17 protein-coding genes are annotated in these 12,817 nt (G+C 63.3%); 2 read left to right on the top strand and 15 right to left on the bottom strand.

What is annotated here, in order from left to right; translation table 11 throughout:
* Positions 1 to 94 precede the first annotated feature (94 nt).
* From rplX to fusA, 15 genes are all read right to left on the bottom strand, one after another.
* Complete coding sequence (gene rplX / locus GAU_RS04520; protein ID WP_041266018.1) at positions 95 to 415, bottom strand: 50S ribosomal protein L24; 321 nt, start codon at positions 413 to 415, stop codon at positions 95 to 97.
* Between the two features lie 85 nt (positions 416 to 500).
* The gene (rplN, locus tag GAU_RS04515; RefSeq protein ID WP_012682372.1) at positions 501 to 869 is read right to left on the bottom strand and encodes a 50S ribosomal protein L14; all 369 of its coding nucleotides are present in this window, start codon (positions 867 to 869) and stop codon (positions 501 to 503) included.
* 11 nt (positions 870 to 880) lie between these two features.
* The gene (gene rpsQ, locus GAU_RS04510) at positions 881 to 1,177 is read right to left on the bottom strand and encodes a 30S ribosomal protein S17 (RefSeq protein WP_012682371.1); all 297 of its coding nucleotides are present in this window, start codon (positions 1,175 to 1,177) and stop codon (positions 881 to 883) included.
* A 14-nt stretch (positions 1,178 to 1,191) separates the two neighbouring features.
* Complete coding sequence (gene rpmC, locus GAU_RS04505; protein ID WP_012682370.1) at positions 1,192 to 1,395, bottom strand: 50S ribosomal protein L29; 204 nt, start codon at positions 1,393 to 1,395, stop codon at positions 1,192 to 1,194.
* Positions 1,385 to 1,813, bottom strand: a complete 429-nt coding sequence (rplP, locus tag GAU_RS04500) for a 50S ribosomal protein L16 (protein WP_012682369.1) — start codon at positions 1,811 to 1,813, stop codon at positions 1,385 to 1,387. The genes rpmC and rplP overlap by 11 nt, the downstream gene beginning before the upstream one ends.
* Before the next feature lie 11 nt (positions 1,814 to 1,824).
* Positions 1,825 to 2,484 (bottom strand): 30S ribosomal protein S3, encoded by a 660-nt coding sequence (gene rpsC / locus GAU_RS04495; protein ID WP_012682368.1) that lies wholly within the window; start codon positions 2,482 to 2,484, stop codon positions 1,825 to 1,827.
* Positions 2,484 to 2,861 carry a 50S ribosomal protein L22 gene (gene rplV, locus GAU_RS04490; RefSeq protein ID WP_012682367.1) on the bottom strand — a complete coding sequence of 126 codons (378 nt, stop codon included), beginning with the start codon at positions 2,859 to 2,861 and terminating at the stop codon, positions 2,484 to 2,486. Before rplV ends, rpsC begins: the two co-directional genes overlap by 1 nt.
* Before the next feature lie 3 nt (positions 2,862 to 2,864).
* The gene (gene rpsS / locus GAU_RS04485; RefSeq protein ID WP_012682366.1) at positions 2,865 to 3,155 is read right to left on the bottom strand and encodes a 30S ribosomal protein S19; all 291 of its coding nucleotides are present in this window, start codon (positions 3,153 to 3,155) and stop codon (positions 2,865 to 2,867) included.
* 24 nt (positions 3,156 to 3,179) lie between these two features.
* Complete coding sequence (rplB, locus tag GAU_RS04480; protein WP_012682365.1) at positions 3,180 to 4,010, bottom strand: 50S ribosomal protein L2; 831 nt, start codon at positions 4,008 to 4,010, stop codon at positions 3,180 to 3,182.
* Between the two features lie 5 nt (positions 4,011 to 4,015).
* Positions 4,016 to 4,303 (bottom strand): 50S ribosomal protein L23, encoded by a 288-nt coding sequence (locus GAU_RS04475; protein ID WP_012682364.1) that lies wholly within the window; start codon positions 4,301 to 4,303, stop codon positions 4,016 to 4,018.
* Positions 4,304 to 4,306: 3 nt separating this feature from the next.
* Positions 4,307 to 4,948 (bottom strand): 50S ribosomal protein L4, encoded by a 642-nt coding sequence (rplD, locus tag GAU_RS04470; protein ID WP_012682363.1) that lies wholly within the window; start codon positions 4,946 to 4,948, stop codon positions 4,307 to 4,309.
* A gap of 2 nt (positions 4,949 to 4,950) precedes the next feature.
* A complete protein-coding gene (gene rplC, locus GAU_RS04465; RefSeq protein WP_012682362.1) occupies positions 4,951 to 5,634 on the bottom strand; it encodes a 50S ribosomal protein L3 in 684 nt (227 codons plus the stop codon).
* 143 nt (positions 5,635 to 5,777) lie between these two features.
* Complete coding sequence (gene rpsJ / locus GAU_RS04460; RefSeq protein WP_012682361.1) at positions 5,778 to 6,086, bottom strand: 30S ribosomal protein S10; 309 nt, start codon at positions 6,084 to 6,086, stop codon at positions 5,778 to 5,780.
* A 70-nt stretch (positions 6,087 to 6,156) separates the two neighbouring features.
* On the bottom strand, positions 6,157 to 7,359 hold the full coding sequence (gene tuf, locus GAU_RS04455) for an elongation factor Tu (RefSeq protein WP_012682360.1): 1,203 nt from the start codon (positions 7,357 to 7,359) through the stop codon (positions 6,157 to 6,159).
* A gap of 41 nt (positions 7,360 to 7,400) precedes the next feature.
* Complete coding sequence (gene fusA / locus GAU_RS04450; RefSeq protein ID WP_012682359.1) at positions 7,401 to 9,521, bottom strand: elongation factor G; 2,121 nt, start codon at positions 9,519 to 9,521, stop codon at positions 7,401 to 7,403.
* 984 nt (positions 9,522 to 10,505) lie between these two features.
* Here fusA and GAU_RS04445 point away from each other — a divergent pair.
* Both GAU_RS04445 and wecB read left to right on the top strand, forming a co-directional pair.
* On the top strand, positions 10,506 to 11,261 hold the full coding sequence (locus GAU_RS04445) for a PEP-CTERM sorting domain-containing protein (protein ID WP_012682358.1): 756 nt from the start codon (positions 10,506 to 10,508) through the stop codon (positions 11,259 to 11,261).
* 328 nt (positions 11,262 to 11,589) lie between these two features.
* Positions 11,590 to 12,798: a non-hydrolyzing UDP-N-acetylglucosamine 2-epimerase gene (gene wecB / locus GAU_RS04440; protein ID WP_012682357.1), complete on the top strand. Its 1,209-nt coding sequence runs from the start codon at positions 11,590 to 11,592 to the stop codon at positions 12,796 to 12,798.
* Positions 12,799 to 12,817: the final 19 nt, after the last annotated feature.

Genomic DNA, 12,817 nt, shown 5'->3' with positions numbered 1-12,817 from the left:
TTGGCAGCGCCGGTCTTGCCTGCTGGCTTTGCTCCAGCCTTGGCGCCGCCCTTGGCAGCGCCCTTTTCCTTGGTCGCCATCGTCGTTACTCCGGTCAGCGCGCGCGGGGAATGACTTCACCGCTCTTCACGCCGATGCGCTCCTTCGTGCCGTCCTTGTCGATGCGCACTTTCGTACGCGTCGGCTTGCCGGTCTTCGAATCGAGCAGCATCACGTTCGACGCGTGGAAGGGCGCCGGCATCTCGATGATGCCGCTCTGCTCTTCCGCGTTCCGCGCCTTGCGGTGCTTCTTTACGATGTTGATGCCTTCCACCTTGATGCGGCCCGTCTTGGGGTACACCTGAAGGACCTTGCCTTCCTTCCCCTTGTCGTCGCCACGCATCACGCGGATGGTATCACCCTTCGTTACGTGGATCACTTCACGCGACGCCTTGAGCGCGTGACGTCCGGCGCCGAGGCGCTGGCCGCGATCCGTTCGGTAGTACACGTTCTTACGCATCTCAGAGCACCTCGGGTGCCAGCGAGACGATCTTCATGTAGCGCTTCTCGCGGAGCTCGCGCGCCACCGGGCCGAAGATACGCGTCGCCTTCGGTTCGCCGTTGTCGTTGATGATCACGACGGCGTTTTCATCGAAGCGGATGTAGCTGCCATCCTTGCGGCGCGTTTCCTTGACCGTGCGCACCACCACGGCCTTGGCCACGTCCGACTTCTTCACGGTGCCGTTTGGCAAGGCGTCCTTCACCGCCACGATGACCCGATCTCCGAGTCCCGCGTAGCGGCGGCGCGTGCCGCCCAGCACACGGATCACCAGGGCGCGCTTGGCGCCACTGTTATCCGCGACTTTTACGACGGATTCCTGCTGAATCATGGTCCGTTACCTCAGCGTGCGCGTTCGACGATCTCGACCACGCGCCACCGCTTGTCCTTCGACAAGGGCCGGGTCTCCATGATGCGCACCGTGTCGCCGAGCTTCGCCGAGTTCTCTTCGTCGTGTGCTTTCAGCTTGCGGGTCCGCGTCACCATCTTGCCGTACTGGGGGTGCGGCATGCGGCGATCGATTTTCACGACCACCGTCTTGTCCATCTTGTCGCTCACCACCAAGCCCACGCGCAGCTTGCGCGCGGACCGGTCGGGGGCGCCGTTCTGCGCGGCGCTCGCGTTGTTCAGTTCAGCCATCGATCGGATTCCGGTTAGCGGCCACGAGCAGCGAGCTGACGCTCACGCTGCACCGTCTTGAGGCGCGCAATGTCCCTGCGGATGCTGCGCAACCGCAGCGGCTCTTCAAGCGCTTCGGTGCCGCTACGGAACCGGAGACGGAAACGCTCCTCTTCCAGTTCCAGCACGCGGGCGACGAGTTCGTCGTCAGCGAGTCCGCGGATTTCTTCAGCCTTCATGGGTCACCGCCTCCTCGCGCGCCACGAACTTGGTCTTCACGCCGAGCTTCGCGGCGGCGAGGGACATGGCCGTTTCGGCCAGCTCCTTCGACACGCCTTCGATCTCGAACATCACTCGGCCTGGCTTCACTACCGCCACCCACAACTCCGGCGAACCCTTACCCTTACCCATGCGGGTTTCGGCCGGCTTCTTCGTGATCGGCTTGTCCGGGAAAATCCGGATCCACACCTTGCCGCCACGCTTGATGTGACGCGTCATCGCAACGCGGCACGCTTCGATCTGCCGGCTCGTCACCCAGCCCGGCTCGAGCGCCTGCAGGCCGTACGTGCCGAACGACACGTCGGAGCCGCGGTGCGCCAGGCCGGTCATCCGGCCCTTGAACATCTTGCGGAACTTGACCCGCTTCGGACTCAGCATCTCTCAGTTCCTCAGTTGCCGGTCGAGTAGGTCTTGCCGCGACGATCTTCCACGATCTCGCCCTTGAAGATCCACACCTTCACACCGATGGTGCCGTAGGTGGTCTTCGCCGTGCTCGTCGCGTAGTTGATGTCGGCGCGCAGCGTGTGAAGGGGCACCCGGCCCTCCATGTACCCTTCGACGCGCGCGATTTCGGCGCCGCCAAGACGGCCGCCAGCCTTCACCTTGATACCCAGTGCGCCCATCCGCATCGCGCTCTGCACCGCGCGCTTCATCGCGCGACGGAACGAGATACGCTGCGAGAGCTGCGCCGCGATGTTGTCGGCCACCAACTGGGCCTCGACTTCCGGACGCTTGATCTCTTCGACGTTGATGCCGACTTCCTTGCCCGTGAGCTGAGCCAGCTCGTCACGCAGCTTGTCGACTTCCGCGCCCTTCTTGCCGATCACCACACCCGGACGACCCGTGTGCACCGTGACCACCACCTTGCCCGGCTTGCGCTCGATCGTCACATCGGCGATCGCGGCGTTGTCGAGACGGGCCTTCAGGTACTTCCGCAGCAGCGCGTCTTCCTTCAGAAGCGCCGGCATCTCCTTCTTCGCGTACCAGGTCGAGCGCCAGTTCTTCGTGACACCGAGGCGGAACCCGATCGGATTTGTCTTTTGTCCCATTAGCGCACCGCCTCCGTCACGACGATCTCCACATGGCTCGTCCGCTTCAGCATCGGCGTCGCACGGCCCATGGCCGCCGGCGTCCAGCGCTTGAGCTTCGGTCCTTCGTTCACGATAGCCTTCGTGATCACCAACGTGTCCACGTCCAGCGACAGGTTGGCGGCACGGGCCGCCTGTTCCGCGTTCGCCACGGCGCTGTTGAGCGTCTTTCCGATCTGCTCGGCCGCGTGCTTCTTGGAAAACTTCAGGAGCGCCAGCGCATCGTTGACGCGCTGACCGCGGATCTGGTCGATGACCAGCCGCATCTTGTAAGGCGACTGACGCGTCGTGCGCTGAATCGCGCGCGCCTCAATCCCCGTCTTGGCTGCCTTGGCCATGGGTTACTTGCCTCCCTTCTTCTTCACGTCCGCCTTCTGGCCCGCGTGACCGCGGAACAGACGCGTCGGCGAGAATTCGCCCAGCTTGTGGCCCACCATGTTTTCCGTCACGTACACCGGGATGAACTTGTTCCCGTTGTGCACCGCGAAGGTGTGGCCCACGAACTCGGGGAGGATCGTGCTCGCGCGCGACCAGGTCTTCACGACCTTCTTTTCGCTCTTGGCGTTCATCGTCACCACCTTGGCCTCCAGGCGTTCAGCGACGAACGGACCCTTCTTAATGCTTCTCGACATATCGGTTCTCGTCTCGCCTGGCGGTTACTGCGTTGCCCGGCCGCGCTTGCGGCCGCGCACGATGAGACGCTGTGACGCCTTCTTCTTGTTGCGCGTCTTGACGCCTTCCTTCTTGCCCCACGGGCTCACCACGTTGCGACCACCGCGGGTACGACCACCATGCGGGTGATCCACCGGGTTCATCACTTCACCACGCACCTTCGGGCGCTTGCCGAGCCAGCGGCTCTTGCCGGCCTTGCCGTGCGACTGCAGCTCGTGTTCGGAGTTGCCCACTTCGCCGATCGTCGCCATGCAGTTGCCGTGCACCAGGCGCATTTCCGTGGAGGCCAGTCGGAGCGTCACGTAATCGCCTTCCTTCGCCACGACCTGGGCGAAGGTGCCGGCCGAGCGGGCCATCTGGCCGCCCTTGCCGATCTTCAGTTCGATGTTGTGCACCGACGTGCCGAGCGGCACTTCCTTGAGCGGCATCGCGTTGCCCGTGCGCACATCGCTGCCCGAGCCCGACACCACCGTGTCACCCTGCTTGATCCCCTTCGGGTGCAGGATGTAGCGCTTCTCACCATCCGCGTACTCGAGCAGCGCGATGCGCGCCGAACGATTCGGATCGTATTCGATGTGGGCCACCGTGGCCGTCACACCATGCTTGTCGCGCTTGAAATCGATGACGCGATAGCGACGCTTGTGACCACCACCGATGCGACGCATCGAGATGTGGCCGTGATTGTCGCGACCGCCCGACTTCTTGAGGGGCTCGACGAGCGACTTTTCCGGCGTCGAACGCGTGATCTCGGCAAAATCGGACACCGAGCGGAAGCGCGAGGCCTTGCTGACCGGCTTGAACTGACGGATACCCATGCGACTCAGCCCTCGAAGATCGCGATGGTGTCGCCGTCACGCAGCTTCACAATCGCCTTCTTGGTATGTGGACGGCGGCCGATCGACTGGCCGACGCGACGCGCCTTACCACGCGCGATCGACGTCCAGACACCGGTGACCTTGACGCCGAAGAGGCGCTCGACGGCCTCCTTGATGTTCAGCTTCGTGGCGTCGGGCGCCACTTCGAACGTGTACTCGCCGCGATCCTGATAGGCGGCTGAGGTGCGCTCCGTGATGAGCGGGCGCACGATGGTGCGATACAGTGAGGACATCGCTTAACCCTCCGCCGGAGTCTGGGTGAGTGCCGACGATTCGATCACCACCACATCCGACCAGAGGATGTGATACGTGTTCGCATCGCTGTAAGGCATCACGTGTGCCTGGCCGAGGTTGCGGGCGCTCAGGTAAACGTTCGGCTTCACGCCGTCGGTCAACACCAGCACCTTCTTCCCGAGCACGCCGAGCTTCGTGAAGAGCTCAGTCATCGCCTTGGTCTTGGGAGCGCTGAAGTTCAGCGCTTCCACCACGACCACGGCGTTCTCACGGGCGCGGGCGTTCAGCGCGCTCTTGCGCGCCAGCACACGCACCTGCTTCGGCACGATCTGCGTGTAGCTCCGCGGCTGCGGACCGAACACGGTACCACCGCCCGGCCAGTTCGGCGCGCGCGTCGAGCCCTGACGGGCGCGACCGGTGCCCTTCTGCTTCCACGGCTTCTGGTTACCGCCGGTGACTTCACCGCGGGTCTTGGTCTTGGCCGTGCCCTGACGACGATTGGCGAGAAACGCCTTCACCGCCTGGTGCATGACCGGCACGTTGACGATGCCGTCAAACGTGCCTTCGGGAAGCTGGCGCGTACCGCCCTGCTTGCCCTGCGCCGAATAGAGCGGCGCTTCGAAGGTCTTGGTTTCCGTCGTCATGATCAGCCCTGCTTCCGCACGAAGAGGATGCCGTTCGTCGGCCCCGCTACGCTGCCGCGCAGATAAATGAGGTTCCGCTCGGTGTCGACCTTCTCGATGCGGATGTTGAGCGCCGTGTGCTGCGTGTTGCCGTACTGGCCGGGCATCTTCTTGCCCTTGATCACGCGCGACGGGTCGGTGCCGGCGCCGATGGAGCCGGGCTTGCGGTGCTTCGTGTTGCCGTGGGTGTTCGGACCGCCATGGAAACCATGGCGCTTCACGACACCCTGAAAGCCACGACCCTTCGACGTACCGGTCACCTTCACACGCTCACCGGGCGTGAAGATGTCGACGGTGATCTTGTCGCCGGGGGTATAGGTCGGGATCTCCGGGTTCTTGCCCGGGGCGTCGTCAAGACGGAAGCTCTTCAGCACGGCCGGCGGTGCATCGAGCCCCGCCTTCTTCGCATGCCCGACTTCCGCCTTGCTGGCGCGATGTCCCTTCGGGGTACGCTCACCCTTCTTGTTGGCGCGCGCCACACGCTGCGCGCCGAATCCGAGCTCCACCGACGCGAAACCCGCCTGATCCACCGTGGACACCTTCGTCACGGGGTTGGGCGTGGCCTCCACCACGGTGCAGGGCACCTGCTGCCCCAGCTCGTTGAACAGCTGGGTCATCCCCAGCTTCCTGCCGATGATACCGATCATGAAATGACTCACTCCGTACGAGTCGCGGGACGCCTTCGCGCCGCCGTTGGACTGTGGATGGGACCGCCCTGTGCAGCCCCACCGGTACGCGCCGCGATCCACTGCGGCGTGAACTCCCTGCTTCCTGCGGTACTACGGTCCTGCTATTCGACCTTGATCTCGACGTCCACACCAGCCGGCAAATCCAGCTTGGTGAGCGCGTCCACGGTGCCGGCGCGGGAATCGAGAATGTCGATCACACGCTTGTGCGTCTTCAGTTCGAACTGCTCACGCGACTTCTTGTCGACGTGCGGCGAACGGAGCACCGTCCAACGCTGCGTCTTGGTCGGGAGCGGGATCGGCCCCGAAACCGAAGCACCGGTCTTCTCGGCGGTGCGGACAATGTCCGCCGACGCCTGATCAATCACGGCGTGGTCGAAAGCCTTGAGGCGAATACGAATGCGGCCAGCCATCTGGGTTCCGTCTGTGAACCGGTCGCGCGCGAGAGTCCGTCCGGACCGTCGCGCGCGACCTGCTCCGTGATTAAGCGAGGATCTTCGTGACGACGCCGGCGCCAACCGTGCGGCCGCCTTCGCGGATCGCGAAGCGCAGCTGCTCTTCCATGGCGATCGGGATGATGAGTTCGATCGTCATCTGCACGTTGTCGCCCGGCATCACCATCTCCATGCCTTCCGGCAATTCGATCGTGCCCGTCACGTCCGTCGTGCGGAAGTAGAACTGCGGGCGGTAGCCCTTGAAGAACGGCGTGTGACGGCCGCCTTCTTCCTTCGTGAGCACGTACACTTCCGAATGGAACTTCGTGTGCGGCTTGATCGAGTTCGGCTTGGCCAACACCATGCCGCGCTCGATGTCCTTCTTGTCCACGCCACGGAGGAGGAGACCGACGTTGTCACCGGCCTGGCCTTCGTCCAGCAGCTTGCGGAACATTTCGACGCCCGTGACGATCGTCTTCTTCTCGGCGTTGTAGCCGACGAGCTGCACTTCTTCGCCGACCTTCACGATGCCGCGCTCGATACGACCCGTCGCCACCGTACCACGACCCGTGATCGAGAACACGTCTTCGACCGGGAGGAGGAACGGCTTGTCGACTTCGCGGACCGGCTCCGGGATGTAGCTGTCGAGCGCTTCGTACAGCTTCATGAACTCGGCCACCCACTTCGGGTCGCCGTTGATCGCGTTGATCGCCGAGCCACGGATGACCGGGGCGTCGTCGCCAGGATAGTTGTACTTCGAGAGCAACTCGCGGACTTCGAGCTCGACGAGGTCGAGGAGCTCTTCGTCTTCGACGAGGTCGCACTTGTTGAGGAACACGACGACCGAGGGCACGTTCACCTGGCGGGCCAGGAGGATGTGCTCACGCGTCTGCGGCATCGGACCGTCCACGGCCGAGACCACCAGGATCGCGCCGTCCATCTGCGCGGCACCCGTGATCATGTTCTTCACGTAGTCGGCGTGGCCCGGGCAATCGACGTGCGCGTAGTGACGGTTTTCCGTCTCGTACTCAACGTGCGACGTGGCGATCGTCAGGATCTTCGTGCTGTCGCGGCGACCCTGCGACTCCGAGGCCTTGGCGACTTCATCGTACGCGATGTACTTGGTGCCGTAGCCCTTGTCCGCCGAGATCTTCGTGAGAGCGGCCGTCGTGGTGGTCTTGCCGTGATCGACGTGGCCGATGGTTCCCACGTTCACGTGCGGCTTGTTCCGCTCGAACTTTGCCTTGCCCATGGTTCGGAATCTGTGTTGGGTAGTGAATGAGTGGGTGAGGCTTACGCCTTCACCTTGCTGATGATCTCTTCGGCCTTCGACTTCGGCACTTCTTCGTAGTGCGAGAACTCCATCGAGTAGACCGCCCGACCCTGCGACATGCTGCGAAGCTTGGTCGAGTAACCGAACATCTCAGCGAGCGGCACGGTCGCCGAGATCACCTGCGCCTCACCACGCTGCGTCATGCCGCCGATCTTGCCGCGCCGCGAGGAGAGATCGCCAAGGACGTCGCCCATGTAGGCTTCGGGGCTCACGACCTCGACCTTCATCACCGGCTCGAGCAGACAGGGGCTGGCCTGCTTGGCCGCCTCCTTGAATGCCATGGAGCCGGCGATCTTGAACGCCATTTCCGAGGAGTCGACGTCGTGGTACGAGCCGTACACCAGCTGCACCTTGATGTCCACCACCGGGTAGCCGGCCAGGACGCCCGTCTCGAGCGCTTCCTTGATGCCCTGCTCCACCGGTCCGATGTACTCACGCGGAATGACACCGCCCACGACCTTGTCTTCGAACACGTAGCCCTGACCCTGCTCGCTGGGCTCCATGTTGATGACCACGTGGCCGTACTGACCCTTACCGCCTGACTGGCGGACAAACTTGCCTTCGATCTTCTCGACGCGCTTCTTGATCGTTTCGCGATAGGCCACCTGCGGACGGCCCACGTTCGCGTCGACCTTGAATTCGCGCATCATGCGATCGACGATGATCTCGAGGTGCAGTTCGCCCATGCCGGCGATGATCGTCTGGCCCGTCTCGGCGTCGGAACGCACACGGAACGTCGGATCTTCTTCGGCCAGCTTCTGCAGCGCGATGGCCAGCTTGTCCTGGTCGGCCTTCGTCTTCGGCTCGATGGCGACGTCGATGACGGGGTTCGGGAACTTCATCGCTTCGAGGATGATCGGATTGTCCTCGGTGCAGAGCGTATCGCCCGTGCGCGTGTCCTTGAGACCGATGGCGGCCGCGATGTCACCCGCGCGCACCTCTTCGATTTCTTCACGCTTGTTGGCGTGCATCTGCAACAGACGGCCGACACGCTCGCGCTTGTCCTTCGTGCTGTTGTACACGTACGAACCCGACGCCATCACGCCCGAGTAGACGCGGAAGAACGTCAGCTTACCGACGAACGGATCGGTGGCAATCTTGAACGCCAGCGCGGCAAACGGCGCGTCGTCCTTGATCGGCGCTTCGATGAACGTTTCGTCGTGGTGCGGCAGGTGTCCCTTGATCGCCGGCACGTCGATCGGCGCCGGGAGGTAATCGATCACGGCATCGAGCAACGCCTGCACGCCCTTGTTCTTGAACGAGGCGCCGCAGAACACCGGGATGAATTCCATGGCGATCGTCGCCTGACGGATCGCGCGACGGATCTCTTCCATGGAGAGCTCTTCGCCGGCGAGATACTTCTCCATCAGCGTTTCGTCATGTTCGACGGCCGCTTCGATCGCTTCGTGACGGGCGATCTCACAGGCATCCTTGAACTCTTCCGGCACATCGACCACCGAGAACGTCTTGCCCATCGTCTCGTCGTGGAAGATGTACTGCTTGCGCTCGAGCACGTCGATGTGGCCCGTGAACGTCTCACCCGATCCGACCGGCAGCTGCAGCGGGAACGCGCGCTTGCTCAGGCGGTCGCGGATCATGGCGAGGCAGCGATCGAAGTTCGCGCCCACGCGATCCATCTTGTTCGAGAAGATCATGCGCGGCACGCGATACCGATCGGCCTGACGCCACACCGTTTCGGTCTGCGGCTCCACACCGGCCACCGAGTCGAGCAGCGTCACGGCGCCGTCGAGTACGCGGAGCGAACGCTCCACTTCGACCGTGAAGTCGACGTGTCCCGGGGTGTCGATGATGTTGATGCGGTATTCCGCACCCGTGCCCTTCTCATGCGACTGGCCATGGCGCATCCAGAAGCAGGTCGTCGCAGCAGACGTGATCGTGATGCCGCGCTCCTGTTCCTGCTCCATCCAGTCCATGGTGGCAGCGCCATCATGCACTTCACCAATCTTGTGCGACTTCCCCGTGTAATAGAGGATGCGCTCAGTGGTGGTCGTCTTGCCGGCATCGATGTGCGCCATGATGCCGATATTGCGGTAGTGCTCGAGCGGGGTCGTACGCGGCATAGTCTTCAGTCAGCGCCGCCGAAACGGCGCAGTGGGAGAACGAGGTTGACCAGCAAAAAAACGGCTGGACCTGGCCCCCTGCCGTGATGCAGGAGCGGTATCCATCCGCTGTCGCCGGGTACGCTCGCCGCTGCTGCACGAGTGGGGACCCAAGCGCGCCGACCCCGAAGAACTGCTGACTCCAGGAACGACGTTGAATTGGCTGCGTTGTGTTTCGGGAGCGGCCCGCACCATCACGGTGGAGTCGCCGGTACAGCGCATCAGTAGTGGCGAACCATCACTGACACCCCACGCCGCACTGGCCGTGGCCCATAGGAGTCGGCCGCAGATCGCCGACAGAAAGCGGGTGCCGGTGTCGCCCCAAGGGGCGGCGTTTTTCGGCAGTCACCTAAGATGAGCGAGGCCGTGAGGCAAGTCAACCCAGCCCACAGAGGGATTACAGCCTCCGGCCACACCACCGGGCACGACGGCGCACATTCGGGCAGCGGTGCACATCATCACATACATCATCCACATACATCATCGAGGTACATCGGCCGGCGCATGGGCGCGTTCATCGGTCGTTCAGCCGGTCCGGCGTACCTTCGGTCGCTGGTCTGCGCCAAGTCTACATGAAGGGAAGGGACGGGTGGGCACGTGCCCTGGGAAGACTGGCCGCACCAGCAGGCCACAAACCGTTGCATGAATCCTACAGACCACGATGAGTCCGTATCACCTCTGCTGCAGATGCAACACTCGCCGTTTGGTAACATATGCCGAACTCGACCATTCAGACCCCCAGGTGCAATGGCGGCCACGAGCGTATATGTCATTCCACGGCAAGGCGTTATATACTATTCATCGAGGTACCTGACCGCGGTCGGCAAGGGGGCATTCCATCGCCAGGATCGACCGTGGTACGCCAGATGCATTCAGGATGAGCGTCGCACCTCTACTGTGCGTTGAGTCACTTCGCTATCTTCTGTGCCCATGAGGCCTAACACCATGAAGAAGTCCCTGACGTTCGCGGTCGCTGCTCTCCTCGCTCTCCCGAGTGCCCTCACGGCGCAGACCTGGGCGTCCTGGAACGCGTCGTGTTCCTCGACCGTCACCGGGTCATTCGGCAGCACGACCGTTTCCTACACCGGTCAGTACAACGGTGTCGTCGACGCCGCCGGCAATGGCTGCGCGGCTCCAACCGGTAGCTGGGGCGCTGGCTCGGTGCCGACTGGCGGCATCAATTATTTCAGCGGTTCGCCGGGCTCGTACAACCCGATGCCCGACAACTCGTCGTTCATCCAGTTGATCGACATGGTGGCCGCTGGCCCGAACGGCTATCAGCCGATCCGGCCGAGCACGATCACCTTCAGTCAGGCCGTGATCGATCCGTACATCGCCCTGATCAGCGTCGGCAACGCCAACAACGCGGTGACCTACGCCTTTGATCGCCCCTTCGAGATCATCTCGAACAATGCGCCGGGAACCACGCCGGGAGCGTACTGGGGCAACGGCACGTACACGACCGGGTTCGATCCGCTGCTGGGCTACCTGTTCACGGGTATCGAATTCAGCGGCGTGCTGCGCTTCGCGGGTTCGATGAACACGATCCAGTTCACGGTGGAACAGAACGAGAACTGGCACGGCTTCACGGTGGGCGCGGCCGGTACGGTCGTTCCCGAGCCGTCGACCTACGCGCTGATGGGCGCGGGTCTGCTGGCACTGGGTCTGGTGGCGCGTCGCCGCAAGCAGCAGCAGGCCTGATCGGCATCACGCGAAGAACGTCGGCGCCCCCTGTCTCACGACAGGGGGCGCCTTCTTTTTCCCGTTACTGCCAGCACGAGCGATGAATGGGGTGATCTAGCGCACCTCCCTCACCACGATCAGGTCAGTATGCCATATTGCTGGGCGCTCGATCTGTGACGGTGCTGCAGAGGCAGTGTGGCAGCGGGATGCCAATCCTCACACCTGCACGCCCTGGCGCCCGATCCGGCGAGATACGATTGCTCCGGAATCGACGTTGTCACACCTCCACAGCGACGGGCGTCACCGACCGGTGGCCCCGGCGAGCTCTCCCACGTCTAGACCGCTGATGTCCGTCGCTCCTGCGCTCCACAAGGTGTGCATCGTCATCGGCACACGCCCGGAAGCCATCAAGATGGCCCCGGTCGTCAAAGCCGTGCAGGCGCACCCGTTTCTCACGCCACTCGTCGTCGCGACCACGCAGCATCGTGAAATGCTGCGACAGGCACTCGATGTGTTCGGGATCGAACCCGACATCGACCTCGGGCTCATGCAGAACGGTCAGAATCTCGGAGTCTTCACGGCTCGAGCGATGGCTGCGCTCACCGAGTGTTTTCTCGAGCACCGCCCCGACTTTCTGCTGGTGCAGGGTGACACCTCCACAGTCACCGCCGCCTGCCTCGCTGGCTTCTATCAAGGCATCCCCATCGGGCATATCGAAGCAGGGCTACGCTCCTTCGATCTCTCGAGCCCGTTCCCGGAAGAAGTCAATCGCCGCGTCGCGACCTGCACGGCCAATGTGCACTTCGCGCCCACCAACGAAGCGCGCAACAATCTGATCGCCGAAGGCATTCCCGACGGGGACATCTACGTCACCGGCAACACGGTGGTCGATGCGCTGCACATGGTGCCACCGCGCGCGCAATTCGACACGCCGGCGCTCAATGCCATCCCGTGGAGTGAGGGGCGGGTGTTGCTCACGACGGTGCACCGTCGCGAATCCCTCGGCGACCATCTCGAGGCCATCTGCGACGCGCTGGAAGCCATCGTCACACAACACGAGCGCGTCGAGATCGCCTTCCCGGTGCATCTCAATCCCCGCGTACGCGACGTGGTGTTTGCGCGACTGGGCAAGACCCCGCGCATCCATCTGCTCGACCCGCTGCCGTATCCCGAACTGCTCGAGCTCATTCGCCGTTCGCATTTTGTGTTGTCCGATTCCGGCGGCATCCAGGAAGAAGTGCCCTCCTTCGGCAAGCCGATCCTCATCCTGCGCGACACCACGGAACGTCCGGAAGTCGTGCATGCCGGTTTTGGTGAACTGGTCGGTACGGACACCCAGACCATCCTGTCGCGCACCTCGGCCCTCCTCAATGACCCTGCGCTCTACCAGGCGCGTTCGAGTGGCCAGAATCCTTTTGGCGACGGGCACGCGGCCAAACGCATCGCCGATGTGATCGACACGTTGCTGCGTAGTCCGCAGGATCGGCGCGGACCGCGGCGCCTCGATCATCAGCAAGTCAACGCGACGCTCGAACGTCTTTCGGTGGGACTGTGAGTACGACTCCAGCATCCCG

This window comes from Gemmatimonas aurantiaca T-27, assembly GCF_000010305.1.
GTDB lineage: Bacteria > Gemmatimonadota > Gemmatimonadetes > Gemmatimonadales > Gemmatimonadaceae > Gemmatimonas > Gemmatimonas aurantiaca.
This window is presented reverse-complemented; position numbering and strand designations above follow the sequence as displayed.